The sequence below is a fragment of the Candidatus Thiodiazotropha sp. LNASS1 genome, from assembly GCF_964212655.1.
GTDB lineage: Bacteria > Pseudomonadota > Gammaproteobacteria > Chromatiales > Chromatiaceae > Thiodiazotropha.
The window spans coordinates 3,498,812-3,516,135 of sequence record NZ_OZ156465.1; the positions used below are offsets into that span (position 1 = coordinate 3,498,812).

Consider the following 17,324-nt stretch of genomic DNA (forward strand, 5'->3'; position numbering starts at 1 on the left):
TAGGTTCACAAGGCATGAATTACGGGATCGTTATTGCCATTCTGGTTTTTCCGGTTCCCACGCTCCTCCGTGGGAATCCATACTTTGTTTTTCTATTGCACTGTGGTCTGCGTTCCCACGCCGGAGCGTGGGAACGATGAAGTGAGGTTTCAAAGGTGAACGACAACGGTATGTCCAGGGAGTTGGTGCGGGCGGAAGATAGGGCAGTCATTGCCAAGGCCGCTGAGTGGCTGCGTGAGGGAAAAAAGGTAGCCCTCTCGACGGTGACCCAGACCTGGGGCTCCTCGCCACGACCGCCTGGATCGTTGATGGCGATGAACGATGCGGGCCGCTTTATCGGCTCGGTTTCAGGCGGTTGTGTCGAGCAGGCGTAGATCGACCGATACCGACAGGGTGAATTGGCCGACACGAATCCGGTTTCGTTGGGCTTCGGCGTCGACAACCAGGAGGCCGGGCGGCTCGGACTGCCTTGCGGCGGTCGTCTGCAGATCATCGTTGAGCGCCTCAACTCGGTCACCTTCATCGACCAGCTATTGAACCGTGTAGATCATGGTGAACTGGTTGCTCGTCAGGTAGACCTGCAGAATGGGGAAGTTACCCTGCTAACCGGTGAGGGATACCCGGAGTTGAGCTTCTCGGATCAGAGTCTGACAAAGGTCTTCGGTAGCGCCTGGCAGCTTCTTTTGATCGGGGATGGTCAGTTGGCACGCTGCCTGGCCAGGATGGCGCGCATGCTCGACTATCGGGTGACGATCTGCGATCCCAGGGAGACGTTCACCGATCCCGACCCCCTGCCCGATGTTGACTACACCCGCCAGATGCCCGATGACGCGGTACGCAATATCGCCGCGCGACCGCGTACGGCAGTGGTCACGCTGGCCCACGATCCGAAACAGGACGACATGGCGTTGGTGGAGGCGCTTGAATCCAATGCCTTCTATATCGGTGCGCTGGGCTCGATACGATCCGCCGCAAGGCGACATGAGCGTTTGGCGAAAATGGGCTGTACCCCCCAGCAGCTTGACCGAGTAAGTGGCCCGGCCGGTGTGCCGATCGGCAGTAAACGGCCCTCGGAGATCGCTCTCTCCATTATGGCTGAGATAACCGCGACCCGGAATAGAATTGTCAGCGCGGCATAGTTCATTTGGTCAGTGGGGATACTTCTGGTTATCAATGTTCACCAGTCGTTACGCCAAGTTAGATGTTATATATACGAATTGATTGATATGAAATTTCCGAACGATTCCATCGGTTTCGTATTGAACGATCTCATAAGCAACGATGTTGATATATCTTTAGTTTACAAAATCGATTTCAGAATTGATTTTGAATCTTGGCCCCTTCCAGATGAAGCAAGGAATGTAATCCAACAGCTTTACCCTGATGCTGTGACTATAGATCCTGCCGAAGAAGAGTTAGCTGATGATATAGATGTTGATTGATCAATTGCATTGATATCACATCAACTACTTACTCATGGTTTTTGTAACCTTCGTAACGTGGATCTCCGCAGTACCCTGATTGTTTCGGTAATAGGCAAACACACCCTTTAGACACACATCGCACAGGACGTCATTAACATAGAAATACAAAGGCCCATTGTGTTTCGCTGTGAACTCTGCTTTTCGACCTACCGCCACCTGTTGTCGTCCACCGATATTGGCTATTAACTTGAACCAGTCTTGGTTGCCGGTATTTTCATCACTATTGTAGCGTTTGAACAAAGAAATGAGTTTATGTCGTAGGCCTGGTTCGTCCACGAAACCATTCGCATTCGCAGGAATATGCCAGTCGTTCCAGTTATCGTCTCCTGTGACTTGCACCTTGTAGGTCGCGCCCTTTTCCACGCTGATTCCGGTTGCATACCAGGGATTGCATGTGTGGAAGTCGTGTAACGTTGAACCATTCGCTGGTAGTTGGCTGAATTTTATCTTTTCACTCATACACGCATCCCTATTGGGCGGCAGAATATGCATGTTGAACAGCCACAATGAAGCCAGCAGGACGACAAAGCCAAATGCTGTCACTGGAAAGACTTTTTCACGCATATAATTGCGTATTTTCTGGGGCGCATAGATTGCCTTGACAATATCCACCATGGATTCAAGTACCGTACCCGCCGGAGAGTGTACTGCCATACCATTAGTCAGATTCCACCCTGATCGTCCAAGGTATCGGGTGCGCTTGCGTAGGTAGCTGCGGAACATGAGCAGTGCGCTGAAGAGTACTACCAGTGATGCGAGGAACCACCAGCGGCCACTGAAGGCGTAGAGCCATTTTTCCGGAAATCCGCCGATGTATTCGGAGAGGGAAGCCGGTAGACTTTCTAAGATGCCTTTCCAGTTGCCGGACAAAGGCATGGGCATGGCCCCGTACCTTCGGACGGCAAGGAGTGTACCGATGGTGGAAACGAGTAGCAGGAAATAGGTGACTCTGCGCCACCAGACGATTTTTTCACCCAGACTCTGCGCCTTTAGTCGTTCATCCGGTAGGGTGTCCATTGGATGTGGTTTGCCCGTTGGCGGTACCGAGTAGTGTTTGCCGAAAACCATTGGGGCATAGTCTTCGGTCACCTGTTTGATTCGCTGGAATACCGACTCGTGCAACAGCACTGGAGCATTTGCCAGATTGCAGATCTGATCCACTCCCCGGGGTTTGTAACGGTAATAGGAAGCCAGGCCTGCTCGTGAGTCATATATCTTGCCGTTGACTCTGGCCTGTTCCGACGCTTCTATCCGAGAGGATTTCAATAACTTCAGTCCGCAGCCTTCCGCTTTCTCCATCATCCAGTCCAGTGACACGTAAGCCATTTCATCTTTGGCATAGCCGCCGCCGACGTTGGAATGAACGCCGGAAAACCAGATCTGTTCGATCTTTTGTCCCGTAACCTGCAAGGACTCGTCCCACATCAGTGGGTGAAAGGTGTGCCTTTCGTCGTCCAGGGAGAGGGCGTGATAGTTGTGCCCGGCGATGGGGTGCCGATCATAGCTGTAGAATTTGAAATGAAACCACCAATCGAGAAATTCGGTCAGTTCGTCGATGGGAAGACCGACTGCATCGACCGTATCCCATACCCCGATGAAACGGATTATCGGGCGGTACACCAAATCATCGTCGGCACTCTCCTTCTCCGACCATTTTTTTTCCTGCTCTTCCAATACTTCGGTGAGTGGTTTGTGGCCGAGTTCTCTATACGCCCGGACTAGCTGTTCGAGTGGCACTTGTCCTGCTCTCTTCCGAATAGAAGGAGTAAGCGCAGTTATTCTGAATTTCCGGATCTCCTTCCGCCAATCGAGATATCTCTTCATGGCATCATCAATACGCCTTTCTGTCTCTTTCGGGTCACCATCCGCCTTGACGACTCCGCATACAGTCACCATATAGGCCAAGGCTCTGACGGTGAAGGCGCCGCGGCTGAAACCGAGCAGATAAATATCGTCACCAGGTTGATAGTTGTGGACCAAAAAGTGGTACATTTCTAGGATATTGGCCTTCAGGCCATAACCAAATGCCCCACCAAGCAGTCGAAAAAGTTTAAAAGCCTGGGTGCCGACACCATCCTGATAGAAAGTCAGTTGGCCTAGATTGGGATTGGTATCGACCGCTTTATAAAAGCGCCAGACATTGGTACCCCGAGCTTTTCCGCCACTGTTACCTGTACCGTCCGAGCATAAAACGAGTTTCCTGGTCATGGGCAGACTCCCTTTTCCATGCAGGCGCTGAAAAAAATGGCCCTTAGCTTATCAGCACACAGATACCGCTTATTCAATATATTTTTCAATCGCTGGGAGCGATCGGAAATGGCGGCGCATCTGACCTATAGAGATGTAGGTGTTAGGAAATCCTGCAGGGAGTTGGATTGTCCTTGTGCCGCGGGTACCTCTGAAGTAATCATATAATACTTATAGCATTCATTGCCTTTAATAGTCTGAGCATAGACTAAGTGCAAAGAATAGTAGTAGTAGAAAGCCAGACAGGGCGTGCCATTGAATTGCCTGAATTCCTGTATGTCTAGTCTCAGCATTAGAGTGTTTATAAAAAACTGCTACGAATGTGCATAATGAGTTATTTAAGCTGATCCACTGATAGCCTACCCGGTTAGTTGATGACATGTTCCTAATGGAGATCCACCGCAGAGGAATATTGAATCACTATCAATAGGCACTAGAGTCATGACTGAGATTCAAGGCATATTGCTGGCGGCCGGCACCGGTCAACGTTTCGGCGGCCACAAACTGCTGCATCCACTCCCTAACGGTGAGCTGGTGGGCATGGCGGCGGCGCATAATCTCGTTACCGCGTTGCCCAACGCCCTGGCAATCGTACGCCCTGATGATGTTCGTTTGGCTGAGCATTTCGAAGCCCTGGGTTTGAGTGTACTGGAAAACGCACAGGCGGAGCAGGGCATGGGGATAAGCCTGGCCATGGGGATAAGGGCCAGTGCCGATGCGGCGGGCTGGGTGGTGGCGTTGGCGGATATGCCCTGGATTGCGCCCGAGACCATTCGCTCAGTGGTCCAAGCGTTGGTTCAAGGGGCCGCTATCGCCGCACCCGCTTTTCAAGGACGCCGTGGCCATCCAGTTGGTTTCGGGCAACAATGGGGAGACCGGTTACAGGCTTTGCAGGGTGACCATGGTGCACGCCATCTGCTACAGGCTCATACCAATGAAATGATTTTGTTACCCACGGAAGATCCTGGTGTTCTGCTCGATATCGATCAGCAGGGTGACTTGAATGGCGGAGGGGCAACTGTGGATTAGTGTTAACAAGCCCTAGGAATCCGGCCACCTGTAATGAACCGGAAAACGGCCGTCGGCTTCGGGGACAAGACCCTCTTCCGCGAGTCTGCGATATTGCCTCTCGTTACCCGGATAATCCGCGATCCGTCTCTGACCGGTGATCAATCGGTACCAGGGCAGTTCGCTCCCTTGCGGCAATTTACGCAGCCAGGCCAGTATCTGACGTACATGAACGCCACAAAGCTTGGCCATATCGCCGTAGCTGCAGTAACGGCCTGGCGGGATCGAAGCCAGGTTGGTGTAGAAGATCTTACGCATCTCTTCATTGGCCACACTTACACTCCCGGATCTCCGTATCGATTGATGAAATGAATCGGTATTTCTATTCTTGACGTATTGTTAGAGGACGCACGCTTTCGATCAACAATAACACCAAGGTATCTGTCATGAAAAAAACCGCCATCCTTTCCTGGTCCGATCTGCAACCGCTGACACCCACCTATGCCCTGGCTGCCGGTGTCGACCTGGTCGTCATTCGATGGCAGGAGGAGGAACGGGTCTCGGTGCTCTATGGCCGCTGTGCCCACCGGGGCGCGCTGATGGCTGATGGCCGAATCGAGGGCGAGGATCTGATCTGTGGGCTGCACGACTGGGATTATCGATATAAGACTGGAATCAGTGCTTACAATCCTGCAGAACGGCTGCGCAGTTTCCAGGCCTGGGTCGAGGAGGGTCGGGTCTGGGTGGACGAGGATGAGATCAGGGCCTGGGCGGAGGATAACCCCCAGCCCTATGAGCGGGAAAAGTATCAGGGTCTGTATAAGGATCTGCATGGCGGCAGCGAGGAGCCGCACTACAAGTATATCCAGCATCTGGCCGAGCACGGCCTGTCGAAGGTTGGCCATCATGGCCGGGTCAGCGCCATGGGGGTGCCCCGGGACGAATTACCGAAATGGGAACGGATCCAACTGCTGACGGCACAACTGCATCGGGTGCCGCTGCTGGATGATCACCCGGTAGGCACCGAAGTGGTGATCGGTCCCAATGCCGACAAACCGTTGCGGCTGGAGCTCCCCCTGCTGGTCTCCGACATGAGTTTCGGCGCCCTGTCGGAAGAGGCCAAGGTGGCCTTGGCCAGGGGGTCGGAGCTGGCCGGTACCGGCATATGCTCTGGCGAGGGGGGCATGCTTCCCGACGAGCAGTCAGCCAGCAGCCGCTATCTCTACGAGCTGGCGTCGGCCCGTTTCGGCTACTCGATGGACAAGGTGCAACGCTGCCAGGCCTTTCACTTCAAATGCGGCCAGGGCGCCAAGACAGGTACCGGGGGCCATCTGCCGGGAAACAAGGTCAAGGGCCGGATCGCCGAGGTGCGTGGGCTGGATGAGGGCGAAGCCGCCATCTCGCCGTCCCGTTTCCCCGACTGGGAGAGCCTGGATGACTACCGTCGCTTCGCTGACGAGGTGCGTGAAGCCACCGCTGGTATTCCCATCGGAGTCAAGCTCTCCGCGCAACATATCGAGCGGGATATCGAGGCTGCGCTGAGTATCGGTGTCGACTACATTATTTTGGACGGCCGGGGCGGGGGTACCGGGGCGGCTCCGTTGATCTTCCGCGACAATATATCCGTACCCACCATACCCGCCCTGGTACGGGCCAGGCGCTACCTGGACAAGCGGGGACGGCGTGACGTCTCCCTGGTCATTACCGGTGGTCTCAGGCTGCCGGCCGATTTTATCAAGGCACTGGCCCTGGGCGCGGATGCCATCGCCGTCTCGAATTCGGCGCTGCAGGCCATCGGCTGTCTCGGCATGCGCGCCTGCCATACCAACAACTGCCCGGTGGGCATCGCCACCCAGCGAGCGGACTTGCGGCGGCGTCTGAAGATCGAGAAGGGGGCCGAACAGCTGAACAGTTTCTTCCGCGCCTCGACCGAGTTGATGCAGGTGATGGCGAGGGCCTGTGGCCATGATCATCTCAGCGGCTTCTGTACCGATGACCTCACTACCTTCGATCGTGAGATGGCTCATCTGACCGGCATCGCCTACGCGGGAGTCTCGTTGGAATGAAATCGAACCGATCCAGGTGGCTCATTGAAGTCACATGCGGAGAGATGCCATGCAGGATGCTTCCGGATCGGCAATGCAGAAACATCTCAACATAAGCTGTGTAACCCTTGATGTGAGACAACCATGACCAATCAAGAAACTGTCGAGCCTATACAACTTCCCGCACTTGCTCTGTCTGCTTGGCGACCAACCAGGGATACCCTGCAGCAATATGCCCGTATTGTCGGTAAGGTGCGCAGCCATTTTATGCCGAAGTCAAAGCACTGGTGGCACATTACCCTGAGTGTCTACACCCATGGATTGACCACTACACCCTTTCCCGTCGGCGCACAGAATTATGAACTCATCCTTGACTTGGCCGCGCATCGCCTGGTGCTATCCGGCAGTGATGGCAGGCTGTCATCACTGCCCCTGGCCGAACAGAGTACGGCGCGTATATGCCGATGGATCATTGCGGCTCTCCCATTGACGGGGGGCGGCCTGGCCCGGCAACTGTTAGGCGATTACGGGGATGAATCGACCCTGCCTTACGATATTGCGGCGGTTGAAAGCTATCGTCAGGCAATCAATTGGGTGGATGGAGCGTTCAAGGCATTCAAGGGTGGACTGAGGGAGGAGACCAGTCCCGTACAACTCTTTCCGCACCATTTCGATCTTGCCTTGAATTGGTTCTCCGGCCGTTTGATCCCCGGTGTCGATCCTGCGGATGCTGAGCATGCCGACGAGCAGATGAACTTCGGCTTTGTAACTGGCGATGAATCGATTCCGGATGCCTATTTTTACGTGACCGCCTACCCTGAACCCGCCGATTGGATGGAACTTGAGTTGAAACATGGTGCCTATTGGCATACGGATGGCTGGGTCGGTGCGGTACTGCCCTATGCGGAATTGTTGAAGCACGATCAACCCTATAGTTTGTTGCTTGTATATCTTCAGCAATTGCGTTTACATGGTGCGGACTTGATGGCTTGAACTACCGATGGCATGCATCGGATCTCAAACAGTATAAAAAATCAGAATGAGATATTGATATGGACAGTGCTATCACAACACACAGCAGTCGTGATCGGGTAGTTGCGGAGTTCCAGCGAGTCCGCCAATTTTCCGAGACCCTCTGTCAGCCGCTACAGCAGGATGATTTTCAAATCCAATCCATCGTTCAGACCAGCCCGCCTAAGTGGCACATCGCCCATGTGAGCTGGTTTTTCGAGGCCTTCGTGCTGCCTCACTTCAATCCCGACTACCGGCCCTTTCATCCCCAGTTCGATTACATCTTCAACAGCTACTACTACACCCACGGCATGATGCATCCCAGACCCAGGCGGGGTCTGTTGTCACGTCCGACAGTGGACGAAGTCTACCGATACCGCGCCCATGTGGACGAACAGATGATGCAGTTGATGGAGGCCATCGATGGGAAGGCTTGGAGCGAACTCGCATTCCGGATCATCCTTGGGCTCAACCATGAGGAGCAACACCAGGAACTGTTGTTGATGGATGTGAAGCACAACTTCTGGTCGAATCCATTGAAGCCGGCCTATCGGGGCGATCTGCAGACCGCCTCCGGCAACGCCAGAGCGATGCGCTGGGTGGAACAGGCGGGGGGCGTTTACCGAATCGGTCATGGAGAGGATGAGGGTTTCGCCTATGACAACGAAACGCCACGGCACGATCTATTGTTGTCCGATTTTCGGCTTGCCGATCGCCTGGTGACCAACGGTGAATACCGGGAGTTCATGGAAGACGGCGGCTATGACGATCCGGCGCTATGGCTCTCCGACGGTTGGGCCCTGCTACAGCGCGAGGCTTGGCGGCATCCGCTCTATTGGGAGCAGCAAGAGGATGAGTGGCTGCAATTCACTCTGGGTGGGCTGAGCCCACTGAATCCTCACGAACCCGTCTGTCATCTCAGTTACTACGAGGCGGACGCCTACGCCCGCTGGTCGGGCAAGCGTTTACCGCTGGAGGGTGAACTGGAGGTCGTGCTGTCCCAACAGCCGTTGAGCGGCAACTTCGTCGATCGGGATCAGCTACATCCCGCGCCGGCGGGAGAGATGGGGCAGTGGTTTGGCGACCTCTGGACCTGGTCGGCTTCGCCTTACGCCGCCTATCCCGGATTCAAGCCTCTGGGCGGTTCAATGGGTGAATACAACGGTAAATTCATGTCCAACCAGATGGTGCTGAAAGGCGGTTGTTGCGCGACGCCTACAGGCCATACCCGCGCCAGTTACCGTAACTTCTTTTATCCGGATGAACGCTGGGCCTTTACCGGCCTGCGACTCGCGGAGGACGCATGATGGAGAATGTTACCTTTCACGATCATAAGCCCCAGGCGCTGAGCCTTTATGACGCGGTGGTTACGGGTCTCTCCAAATCGGACAAATCGATCCCGCCGAAATTCTTCTATGATCAGCGCGGATCGGAACTGTTCGACAGGATATGCGAACAACCGGAATACTACCTGCCCACCGTTGAACGGCGTATGCTGTCGAGCCTCGCGGAGGAGATAGCAACCCTGGCCGGAACCGGGCGAGTGCTGATCGAACCAGGCGCCGGCAGCGCCGCAAAAGTACGCCTGCTGCTCGATGCGTTACGGCCGAGCGCCTTCGTACCGATGGATATCTCCTTCGACTATCTGAAATCGAGTGCAAGGGCCTTGGCGGTGGAGTATCCCTGGTTGCCCATCCATGCCGCCTGTGTCGATTTCACTCATTCATTGCCGATTCCTCACGAAGTACCCAACGGACCTCGCTTACTCTTTTTTCCCGGTTCCAGCCTGGGTAATTTCAGCCCCAGCGAAGCAGGCGGGTTTTTACGCCTGGTACACGATACAGTGGGTAGCGGGGGTATGATGCTGATCGGTGTCGATACCAAAAAGAGCGAACGGGTGTTGAACGCCGCCTATAACGACGCAGCGGGTTTGACTGCGGATTTCAATCTGAACCTGCTGCAGCGCATGCAGCAGGAGCTGGGTACTGATATCGATCCCGAAATCTTCGAGCATCTCGCCTTCTATAACGATCAAGAGGGGCGTATCGAAATGCACCTGGTGAGCACTGAAGAACAAACGCTTCGCCTCAACGGTCACCGCTTCGAATTCAAAAAGGGCGAAACACTGCACACCGAAAACTCCTATAAATACTCACCGACGGAGTTTATCAACCTGGTCACAGAAAACGGATTCACCCAGGTTCGCCATTGGGTCGATGAAGATGGTCTGTTTGCTGTCTACCTGGTGGCAGTTGCCTGAACCGAACATTCCCCACTATCCCTTGGTAAACATGAATATAAAGGATATAACAGGGATCACTCAAAGCGGACTATCCAGCAGGCGTTGAATGCCCAAGGGTTTTGCCCAGTTTCCACGGACGGTTGAGTTAAGAGTGTGGACTTTTTGTGGGTAGGATCAGTGTAAAAACTTGCATCGTAGGAATCATTATGAGCATACGTACCATTGTAATACTTATAGCAACACACTGCGTAGTAGCTGTATTAGGTTTCGGTGTCGGCATCTACGCGTTACCTATTCTTACCGCACCCCCTGCTCCTAGCGAATCTGAGATAAAGGCAATGTCTTCGCAAGCCAAGTACACCACATCATTTCGTAGAGATCTGAAAGATAGCGATGCTTTCCATTGGGGAGAAGGTACAGTTACAATTGGTTCCGAATTCATAACGTTTATGGGCAAACTTGCACCTGGTCCTGACTACAAGCTCTATCTTTCTCCTGAATATGTTGAGACCGAAGATGATTTCAATCGTTTGAAGACTACTATGGTTCGTGTGGGTGATGTAAAAACATTCGATAACTTCGTAGTAGATGTTCCGGCAGGTATAGATCCGTCTAGTTACAATAGTGTTATTGTTTGGTGTGAGTCTTTTGGCGAATTCATCACATCGGCCATGTATCGTGAATGAAAACAACTATACCTAGTGAGCGCTGCTAGGCTGACAAATGAAAGCTCAAGCGAATTTGTACGATAGAAATAGTACCATGAAAATCAGGGAGTCCAATGAGGCTGATAAACTCGGAATTGAAACCGTACATATCCAAGCTTTTGGAAAAAATGAAGGCCCGGAAATCGCAGCACTGGTTAATGATTTGCTTAAGGATGAAACAGCATTTCCATTGTTGTCTCTCGTAGCTATTGTAAACGGTAAAATTGTCGGGCATCTACTCTATACAAACGCAGTGGTCACACAAACTACCGAATCTGTTTCGGCACAGCTACTGGCGCCGCTAGGGGTTTTACCTGAAGCTCAAAACCAGGGGGTTGGTGCTCAACTCATTAATGAGGGAACAAAGCGGTTAAATAAATCAGGCGTGGAATTGGTCTTTGTTCTGGGGCATCCGAAATACTATCCACGTTATGGTTTTAGAACAGCCGGAATTATAGGGTATGAAGCTCCTTATCCGATACCTGAGGAAAGTGCAGATGCTTGGATGGTATTGGAACTAAAAAAAGGGATTATCGGGAGGGTTAAGGGAAAGATTCAATGTGCAAAAGTATTAAATCAACCACAATACTGGCGCGAATGAATAATGTTAACGGGCCCTAAGAAAAAATGGTATACAATAAGCTTATGTGAATAAGTGCAGTAATCGCACATACATCCTCCACGCATTATCGTATTCAATAATTGTCACATGATTGACCTAACCCGCTGGTCTGCATTGATACTTGCCTACCTCTTTCTGGCGCTCGCGGTTATTGGCGTGATTCTTCCTGGGTTGCCAACGGTACCGTTTCTGCTGTTGGCTGCCTGGTTTGCCGCAAAAGGATCAGAGCGACTGCATCGTTGGCTCTATGCTCATCCGCATTTTGGAAAGCTCTTGGTTGATTGGGAGCAGCAAGGAGCCATTTCACGCTCCAGTAAAGTTGTGGCTGTGATACTACTCATCGTAGCATGGGTAGTCATGTACCTGAGAATCAGCAGTCCATGGGTGATGGCGGGACTGACCGCGCTGTTTGTATCAATTATGGCTTTTCTTCTCACAAGACCTGAACCGCGTTAATGCGTGGTCAAGATTACCGACTCCAAAAGATAGGCACCGTACTACGGGTTTTTCCACGCGAGAGTGGATAGCGCGGTTCACGTTTCCAGATAACCACATCCATCGGATTTACTGCCAGGGACAAATCCTTATGATCCAAATAATCAATAAGTGACCGCGCCAGTCTGCGCGCCTGTTTACGCCTGGTATCAGATGCAGGCACGCCGGCACAAGGCGCAATGATGACATTATTGTGTTTGAGGAAGGGTTGCACCCATTCCGGTAGTTTTTTCTCCCTCAGTTGTTCTTTGGGCAGAGTAATGGCCGCACCTCTTACCCGATTCTCCGACAACGCCTGGAGTAAAGCAGAATAATCGATATTCCCGCTACGCGATGTGTTTACGATAAACGGGCGGTTTCTGGCAAAGTAGAGTTCCTTGCCCTTGAACACCTTCTCATCGCCCGCTGTATGTATACTGATCACATCGGAGTGTTCCAGCACCTCGCTCAGTTGATTGTATTCGATTACCGGTTTCTCAAGCGGTGAACGCTGGTGGAAGTTTTCATAGACAGTACGGAGATGTGAGTCATAGCCGATCACTCGTTGACAGTGAGGGCGTATTTCTGTGGCTACAACCTGGGCAACGTTTCCACATCCGATAAGGCCGACCACGAGATTGGCCAACTCGAAGCCGGTCAATCCATCGTTCTCCAACTCTGATAAGGTCTGCACTATCAAAGCCTTCTTGGAATCTCGCGTGCGGAACGCCCTGCTGATCAGTTTAACCATTAAGCGTGCAGCCAGGTTTGCCACTTCATAGCTGTTACCATATTCAGTGACCTTGACCAAAATTCCATTGCGCGAGGCGTCCGCGATGTCGATCTTGGTGATGTCATCGCCGAATACGCCGATCACCCTGAGATGTTTGCCGGCGGATTCCAGCATTTCGAAATTGATCGAAACCTTACTGCGGACCAGGATGGCCGAATAGTCTCCAAGCTCCAGCAGCGGCCTCAGGATGCGTTTCTTCGGCGAGATGATATCAGCCTCGAATTTCGCCTCCTGGAAGAGGTCAAGTACCAAAGGAGAGAGTTCACTGTCTAGGAGAACGCGTCGGTTTTTCATCCAGTCACCTTGATGTGAAATAATGGGTGTAAAGAACAGTTCCAAGATATGAGGTTACTACAAAAATTATTGTGCGTAGCAGCAGTTGATCTGTATTGGATACGTGAATCTCTGTTTTTATTCTTTAAGTCAAGGTGCTAGAGGAGTCATAACCAGCCCAACAAGTGTTATTTCAGGACCGGTTGAAATGAGTATGCTATTGCAACGAGGGTATCGGTTATTCTGTCCGCGGTTCGTCAATTATGACGAATAATCATGTATTCACTCCATATGATTGACATTGATATTTAATCTATCACGCTTCATCAATAGCATTGATGATAACTTCACATAAAGACTGACCGGCGCCTGGTTGCCTTCGCTATCGCCTTGCAAAATCGAGCTAAAGGAGATTATGGGGAATGTCTAGTAGGTTGAAAACAGCTTATTGAGTTTTGTGCCGATACGCTCAAGTTCCCTTATCGTGTAGTCGTAATCGACCTTATCCCGATTAAACGTTGGTTGGCCGCTTTCGTTGCTCGAGCGGTAATCATCCTCGTCATTTTTGAGATAACCACAGATTGAGCGTAGCTGGCTGATTGCCTGTTTTAGTATTTGTGTATAGTCAATCAATGTTTGCTGAAGCTCGGCCGCATTTCTTAAAGGCAGATCATCTTCAGCGACACTATTGATCTGCTCAACCAATCCTGCAAGTTCATCCTGCAGTGTGTTCAGTCTTTGCTCATAATCACTGTACAGCGAGCTCGTTTTACCCTTCAGGGCGTAGAGGATCATGCGGTATGAAGTAATACCGAAAAGAGCGCCATGTATTTCGGCATACTGGCGATGGATATCCGAGACACTACATCCTAAATTGATGATTTTAGACATCTGCAGCAATCAACCTCATTGTTGTTATGCCTTATTGTCAGGCTCTTGGCGAAGATGTTGCTGGTAGCGTGACTTCAGCCACACACCTAACACCATCATACCGAGTGCGATGGATGTCAGGATGAAATCAAGTTGTTTGTTCACCACGTACATGGCTGCGGCGATCAGCGCGGTCACCCAGAATGCCACCACGACGATGACCCATCGATTCTTGAGACTGTCACGCTGTTTCTCCCAGGCGAGCCAGTCACTTCCCGGTTTCTGTTTGTGTTCTCCCATATTCTTACAACCTTCGTGAGATGTTTTCAGCATTCAACAGGATTGTACACGATCCAGGCGCAATTTCTCCTGAAGGTCAAACCCATAATATTCTTAAGGATGCGTTAATATAAGTAGTGGCAACCTATACATTTAAACGATGACATATATCGTCTACGTCTTAAAGTATTATTGCATAGCACGATATATAGCCCTTTACGGACCGGAAAGGAATTACACGCTGCTGCTCCGAGATCAGTACCTGCTGCTTTCATGCTCCACATCAGGAGAAAAAAAGTCCATAATCGAAGTTCAGTGGATGGGTTTGTTTCAAGTGCCAATACTTAGCCAGGCGAATTTCGCAAAAGATGCCAGGAGTTAACTTTGCCTTATGCCCCATATCCCATTGCATTAGTGTTGAGGCCGCATAATTGGTATAGCTTATGTTCGTCACAGAGTTTCTGATAACCTCTTTGATTGTGGTAATGATACCGGGTACCGGTGTGCTCTATACCGTCTCCACGGGCCTGACCAAGGGGTGGCGCGCGAGTATTTTCGCCGCGCTCGGTTGTACCCTTGGAATCGTGCCTCATCTGTTGGCCAGCGTGTTCGGGTTGGCGGCCATATTGTACGCCAGTGCCTTGGCGTTTCAGGTGTTTAAGTTTCTGGGGGTATGCTATCTGGTTTATCTGGCCTGGACTATGTGGAATGAATCCGGCGCCATACATTTCAACAGCAAGCCAGATACCGATGGATATGGAAAAATTGCCATGCAGGCTATATTGATTAATATCCTGAACCCCAAACTCTCAATTTTCTTCCTTGCATTTCTACCGCAATTCGTTCCGAGCGGTGCGTCATCACCTATTTCATGCATGCTGGTATCAAGCGTAATTTTTATGGTTATGACCCTGGTCGTCTTTGTTGTTTACGGAGTTTTGGCGAACCAAGTGCGTCAATATGTTTCGCGGTCACCCGGCATGGTTCAAGGAGTACAAAAGGTATTTTCCGGATTGTTCCTTGCGATGGGCGTCAAACTGGCAGCTATGGAACGTTAAAGACGATTGCGGCAGCAATGGGCTTTGTGAAAATCGAACTGTCTATTCTGCGGAGTGCGTAAGATGCAAGATTTGGAAGCAAATAAACATAATGCGATAGCGTTTTACCGTACAGCATACTTAGGCAATCCCAAGAAAGCTGTCGAGTTGTATGTGGGGACAGAATATATTCAACACAATCCTCTGGTAGGGAATGGTAAGGCGGCATTCATCGACTATTTCGACGAGATGGCCAGATCATATCCCGATAAAGAGATTGAATTTGTTCGCGTTGTAGCCGAGGGTGATCTGGTGGCCCTTCATACCCATCAAACATGGCCGGGGAACGATGAGTATGTGACGATGGATTTTTTTCGCTTCGATGGGGCAGGCAGGATAGTCGAGCACTGGGATTCAATACAGCAGATCCCGAGTGAGACCAAGAATGGCAATACCATGTATTGAACCAGGACCGTTTGGATTAGAGTTGACGGGTTTCATAACTGAACTGGTCAGCATAACATGAGGCTCTGGTCACTCCATCCAAAGTATCTGGATTCAAAAGGTTTGGTGGCATTGTGGAGAGAGGCGCTGTTGGCACAAAAGGTTTTGCAGGGTAACACCCTCGGTTATGTCAACCATCCTCAACTCACCAGGTTTAAGGAATCAAGAAATCCGCTTGGAGCCGTTGCGGCCTATTTACGGCAAATTGCCGGTGAGGCCGAAAAACGTGGTTACAAATTCGATAAAAGTAAAATACTCAATAAAAGCATGCGTACCCAGTTGTATGTTACAGAGGGTCAAATAAACTATGAATTCAGGCATTTATTGAAAAAGCTAAGAGAGCGGGACCCTATTGCGTATGCGGCTGTTAGAAGTACATCTTCCATAAAGCCACACCCATTATTCAAACTCCGCAAAGGACATATCGAGGAGTGGGAAGTCATGCAATGAACTTATAATCGTAGATCGACTTCAGTAACTCTCATCCATTGTCTTCATGCTCTATTGTCTATCCCAGATTTCTCAATTCACTATGATTAATTAGGTAATTATCCCACTTGCGATAACTCCGTCATGGACTATAGATGTCAATAATATTGCCATCTTATAGTAGCAATGGGGTAACACAATCATGCGGCAAAGGATCGTTGGGGTGGTTTTTTTGTTGTTTTCAGGGACACCGCTATCAGCGGATGAACATGTCGCCTGCACGCAACCGGATGCATATGAGGGCTATCGTGTCGAGGTGCTTCTTTCAATCGCCAAAAGCTGCAAAGTGGCTGCGGTAGCCGACCTTTTCTACAATCGCGCATACCATATCCGGCAAGTTGAAAAATATCACCAGTTTGAGAAGCTGCTGAATAAACAGGGCGGCAGTGAAAATATAGCCTATATCGACGCCTACCGTATCCATATAGGTTTGGCGGAGGCCCTGCTGAGCAGATCGCTCACCCCTGATGCAATCGGTGCAATAAGACGTCTCAATAATATCTATGAACGTAGCGGAGAGATCGCAGAAATGCGATTCAGGGGCTACGATCTGCTTGCGAACAGGCTTCAGCAGCGGCTCAGGGATAAGTCCCATATCTAGGCACGTGCCGGCCCGCATACCCGATTGCTGTTCCCTGTGGATTCAGCGAAACAGCAGAGAGACCTCTTTGAACTTCGGGTTGTTGGCGTCCCCCATCCATTCAAACGCTACCGATTCACTGTTGGTGACCTGAACGCCATTTAAACGCATCCGTTGAAGTGCGTTTTTTCGGTGATGGGGATTGCGTGAAGAGATGGCGTCTTCTACCACGAAAACCTGATAACCCCATTGTTGCAGCCCGGATGCAGTCTGCAGGACACAGATATGGGCTTCGAGACCGACAATTACGACCTGTTTGCGATCGCCGTTTTCTGTCAGTTCCTCTTCGAATCCTGGGGCAGTACAACAGGAGAAGGTCAGTTTGTCTTTTGCCTTTGTGTGTGGCGGCAGGTGTTTGGCGATCTGCGGCAGGGTGTTGCCCAGCCCCTTGCCATAGTGTTCGGATAGAATGATGGGTACCTCCAGCGCACTAGCCGCCTGGCTGAGTCTGACGATATTGGCAACCATCTGGTCCAGGTCGAGCTTTGGCATTGCCTTCGTCAGCCTCTCCTGGGTATTGATGATCAACAGCTGACTGGTTTTGGCATGGGTCAGCGGCAGTTCACACTTGCTTTTAGACATGATCTCCCTCACTTTTA

At 51.2% G+C, this 17,324-nt stretch carries 21 protein-coding genes; 15 read left to right on the forward strand and 6 right to left on the reverse strand.

Features of this window, described 5'->3' with window-relative positions; all coding sequences use genetic code 11:
* The first annotated feature begins 155 nt into the window (after positions 1-155).
* The 3 genes from AB8516_RS15485 (at position 156) to AB8516_RS15495 (ending at position 1,442) form a co-directional block, all read left to right on the forward strand.
* Entirely contained in the window at positions 156-374 is a 219-nt protein-coding gene (locus tag AB8516_RS15485) for an XdhC family protein (RefSeq protein WP_369162010.1), read from the forward strand.
* 24 nt (positions 375-398) lie between these two features.
* Complete coding sequence (locus AB8516_RS15490) at positions 399-1,139, forward strand: XdhC family protein (protein ID WP_369162012.1); 741 nt, start codon at positions 399-401, stop codon at positions 1,137-1,139.
* An 87-nt stretch (positions 1,140-1,226) separates the two neighbouring features.
* A complete protein-coding gene (locus tag AB8516_RS15495) occupies positions 1,227-1,442 on the forward strand; it encodes a hypothetical protein (RefSeq protein ID WP_369162014.1) in 216 nt (71 codons plus the stop codon).
* Positions 1,443-1,466: 24 nt separating this feature from the next.
* Here AB8516_RS15495 and AB8516_RS15500 read toward each other — a convergent pair whose 3' ends face one another.
* The gene (locus AB8516_RS15500) at positions 1,467-3,692 is read right to left on the reverse strand and encodes a DUF2235 domain-containing protein (protein ID WP_369162016.1); all 2,226 of its coding nucleotides are present in this window, start codon (positions 3,690-3,692) and stop codon (positions 1,467-1,469) included.
* A 480-nt stretch (positions 3,693-4,172) separates the two neighbouring features.
* On the opposite strand from AB8516_RS15500, the gene AB8516_RS15505 reads away from it, so the two are divergent.
* Positions 4,173-4,760, forward strand: a complete 588-nt coding sequence (locus tag AB8516_RS15505; protein ID WP_369162018.1) for an NTP transferase domain-containing protein — start codon at positions 4,173-4,175, stop codon at positions 4,758-4,760.
* A 12-nt stretch (positions 4,761-4,772) separates the two neighbouring features.
* Here AB8516_RS15505 and AB8516_RS15510 read toward each other — a convergent pair whose 3' ends face one another.
* Positions 4,773-5,072, reverse strand: a complete 300-nt coding sequence (locus tag AB8516_RS15510) for an MGMT family protein (protein WP_369162020.1) — start codon at positions 5,070-5,072, stop codon at positions 4,773-4,775.
* Between the two features lie 113 nt (positions 5,073-5,185).
* Between AB8516_RS15510 and AB8516_RS15515 the strand changes: the two genes are divergently transcribed.
* From AB8516_RS15515 to AB8516_RS15545, 7 genes are all read left to right on the forward strand, one after another.
* Positions 5,186-6,805 (forward strand): glutamate synthase-related protein, encoded by a 1,620-nt coding sequence (locus AB8516_RS15515; protein WP_369162022.1) that lies wholly within the window; start codon positions 5,186-5,188, stop codon positions 6,803-6,805.
* 123 nt (positions 6,806-6,928) lie between these two features.
* Positions 6,929-7,777, forward strand: coding sequence for a DUF5996 family protein (locus AB8516_RS15520; RefSeq protein ID WP_369162023.1), 849 nt, complete (start codon positions 6,929-6,931; stop codon positions 7,775-7,777).
* Between the two features lie 59 nt (positions 7,778-7,836).
* Positions 7,837-9,102, forward strand: coding sequence for an ergothioneine biosynthesis protein EgtB (egtB, locus tag AB8516_RS15525; protein WP_369162024.1), 1,266 nt, complete (start codon positions 7,837-7,839; stop codon positions 9,100-9,102).
* On the forward strand, positions 9,099-10,055 hold the full coding sequence (egtD, locus tag AB8516_RS15530; RefSeq protein WP_369162025.1) for an L-histidine N(alpha)-methyltransferase: 957 nt from the start codon (positions 9,099-9,101) through the stop codon (positions 10,053-10,055). Before egtB ends, egtD begins: the two co-directional genes overlap by 4 nt.
* A gap of 188 nt (positions 10,056-10,243) precedes the next feature.
* A complete protein-coding gene (locus AB8516_RS15535; protein ID WP_369162026.1) occupies positions 10,244-10,723 on the forward strand; it encodes a DM13 domain-containing protein in 480 nt (159 codons plus the stop codon).
* Between the two features lie 37 nt (positions 10,724-10,760).
* Positions 10,761-11,345, forward strand: coding sequence for a GNAT family N-acetyltransferase (locus AB8516_RS15540; protein WP_369162027.1), 585 nt, complete (start codon positions 10,761-10,763; stop codon positions 11,343-11,345).
* 108 nt (positions 11,346-11,453) lie between these two features.
* Entirely contained in the window at positions 11,454-11,822 is a 369-nt protein-coding gene (locus tag AB8516_RS15545; protein WP_108295026.1) for a YbaN family protein, read from the forward strand.
* Positions 11,823-11,835: 13 nt separating this feature from the next.
* On the opposite strand, the gene AB8516_RS15550 is transcribed toward AB8516_RS15545, so the two are convergent.
* From AB8516_RS15550 to AB8516_RS15560, 3 genes are all read right to left on the reverse strand, one after another.
* Positions 11,836-12,927 (reverse strand): NAD(P)-dependent oxidoreductase, encoded by a 1,092-nt coding sequence (locus tag AB8516_RS15550; protein WP_369162028.1) that lies wholly within the window; start codon positions 12,925-12,927, stop codon positions 11,836-11,838.
* Positions 12,928-13,332: 405 nt separating this feature from the next.
* Positions 13,333-13,797: a hypothetical protein gene (locus AB8516_RS15555; protein ID WP_369162029.1), complete on the reverse strand. Its 465-nt coding sequence runs from the start codon at positions 13,795-13,797 to the stop codon at positions 13,333-13,335.
* A gap of 24 nt (positions 13,798-13,821) precedes the next feature.
* Positions 13,822-14,076, reverse strand: coding sequence for a hypothetical protein (locus AB8516_RS15560; protein WP_369162030.1), 255 nt, complete (start codon positions 14,074-14,076; stop codon positions 13,822-13,824).
* 464 nt (positions 14,077-14,540) lie between these two features.
* Between AB8516_RS15560 and AB8516_RS15565 the strand changes: the two genes are divergently transcribed.
* From AB8516_RS15565 to AB8516_RS15580, 4 genes are all read left to right on the forward strand, one after another.
* Entirely contained in the window at positions 14,541-15,113 is a 573-nt protein-coding gene (locus tag AB8516_RS15565; protein ID WP_369162031.1) for a LysE family translocator, read from the forward strand.
* Positions 15,114-15,176: 63 nt separating this feature from the next.
* A complete protein-coding gene (locus AB8516_RS15570; RefSeq protein ID WP_369162032.1) occupies positions 15,177-15,557 on the forward strand; it encodes a nuclear transport factor 2 family protein in 381 nt (126 codons plus the stop codon).
* 57 nt (positions 15,558-15,614) lie between these two features.
* On the forward strand, positions 15,615-16,046 hold the full coding sequence (locus AB8516_RS15575; RefSeq protein WP_369162033.1) for a pyrimidine dimer DNA glycosylase/endonuclease V: 432 nt from the start codon (positions 15,615-15,617) through the stop codon (positions 16,044-16,046).
* Positions 16,047-16,227: 181 nt separating this feature from the next.
* Positions 16,228-16,686, forward strand: coding sequence for a hypothetical protein (locus AB8516_RS15580; RefSeq protein WP_369162034.1), 459 nt, complete (start codon positions 16,228-16,230; stop codon positions 16,684-16,686).
* A gap of 42 nt (positions 16,687-16,728) precedes the next feature.
* Here AB8516_RS15580 and AB8516_RS15585 read toward each other — a convergent pair whose 3' ends face one another.
* Positions 16,729-17,307, reverse strand: a complete 579-nt coding sequence (locus AB8516_RS15585; protein WP_369162035.1) for an isochorismatase family protein — start codon at positions 17,305-17,307, stop codon at positions 16,729-16,731.
* Positions 17,308-17,324 lie beyond the last annotated feature (17 nt).

Excerpts from the sequence above, each read along its gene's own strand:
- AB8516_RS15495 (WP_369162014.1), top strand. The coding sequence starts at position 1,227 with ATGAAATTTCCGAACGATTCCATCGGTTTCGTATTGAACGATCTCATA.
- AB8516_RS15500 (WP_369162016.1), bottom strand. The coding sequence starts at position 3,692 with ATGACCAGGAAACTCGTTTTATGCTCGGACGGTACAGGTAACAGTGGC.
- AB8516_RS15505 (WP_369162018.1), top strand. The coding sequence starts at position 4,173 with ATGACTGAGATTCAAGGCATATTGCTGGCGGCCGGCACCGGTCAACGT.
- AB8516_RS15515 (WP_369162022.1), top strand. The coding sequence starts at position 5,186 with ATGAAAAAAACCGCCATCCTTTCCTGGTCCGATCTGCAACCGCTGACA.
- AB8516_RS15520 (WP_369162023.1), top strand. The coding sequence starts at position 6,929 with ATGACCAATCAAGAAACTGTCGAGCCTATACAACTTCCCGCACTTGCT.
- egtB (WP_369162024.1), top strand. The coding sequence starts at position 7,837 with ATGGACAGTGCTATCACAACACACAGCAGTCGTGATCGGGTAGTTGCG.
- egtD (WP_369162025.1), top strand. The coding sequence starts at position 9,099 with ATGATGGAGAATGTTACCTTTCACGATCATAAGCCCCAGGCGCTGAGC.
- AB8516_RS15535 (WP_369162026.1), top strand. The coding sequence starts at position 10,244 with ATGAGCATACGTACCATTGTAATACTTATAGCAACACACTGCGTAGTA.
- AB8516_RS15540 (WP_369162027.1), top strand. The coding sequence starts at position 10,761 with ATGAAAGCTCAAGCGAATTTGTACGATAGAAATAGTACCATGAAAATC.
- AB8516_RS15545 (WP_108295026.1), top strand. The coding sequence starts at position 11,454 with ATGATTGACCTAACCCGCTGGTCTGCATTGATACTTGCCTACCTCTTT.
- AB8516_RS15550 (WP_369162028.1), bottom strand. The coding sequence starts at position 12,927 with ATGAAAAACCGACGCGTTCTCCTAGACAGTGAACTCTCTCCTTTGGTA.
- AB8516_RS15555 (WP_369162029.1), bottom strand. The coding sequence starts at position 13,797 with ATGTCTAAAATCATCAATTTAGGATGTAGTGTCTCGGATATCCATCGC.
- AB8516_RS15560 (WP_369162030.1), bottom strand. The coding sequence starts at position 14,076 with ATGGGAGAACACAAACAGAAACCGGGAAGTGACTGGCTCGCCTGGGAG.
- AB8516_RS15565 (WP_369162031.1), top strand. The coding sequence starts at position 14,541 with ATGATACCGGGTACCGGTGTGCTCTATACCGTCTCCACGGGCCTGACC.
- AB8516_RS15570 (WP_369162032.1), top strand. The coding sequence starts at position 15,177 with ATGCAAGATTTGGAAGCAAATAAACATAATGCGATAGCGTTTTACCGT.
- AB8516_RS15575 (WP_369162033.1), top strand. The coding sequence starts at position 15,615 with ATGAGGCTCTGGTCACTCCATCCAAAGTATCTGGATTCAAAAGGTTTG.
- AB8516_RS15580 (WP_369162034.1), top strand. The coding sequence starts at position 16,228 with ATGCGGCAAAGGATCGTTGGGGTGGTTTTTTTGTTGTTTTCAGGGACA.
- AB8516_RS15585 (WP_369162035.1), bottom strand. The coding sequence starts at position 17,307 with ATGTCTAAAAGCAAGTGTGAACTGCCGCTGACCCATGCCAAAACCAGT.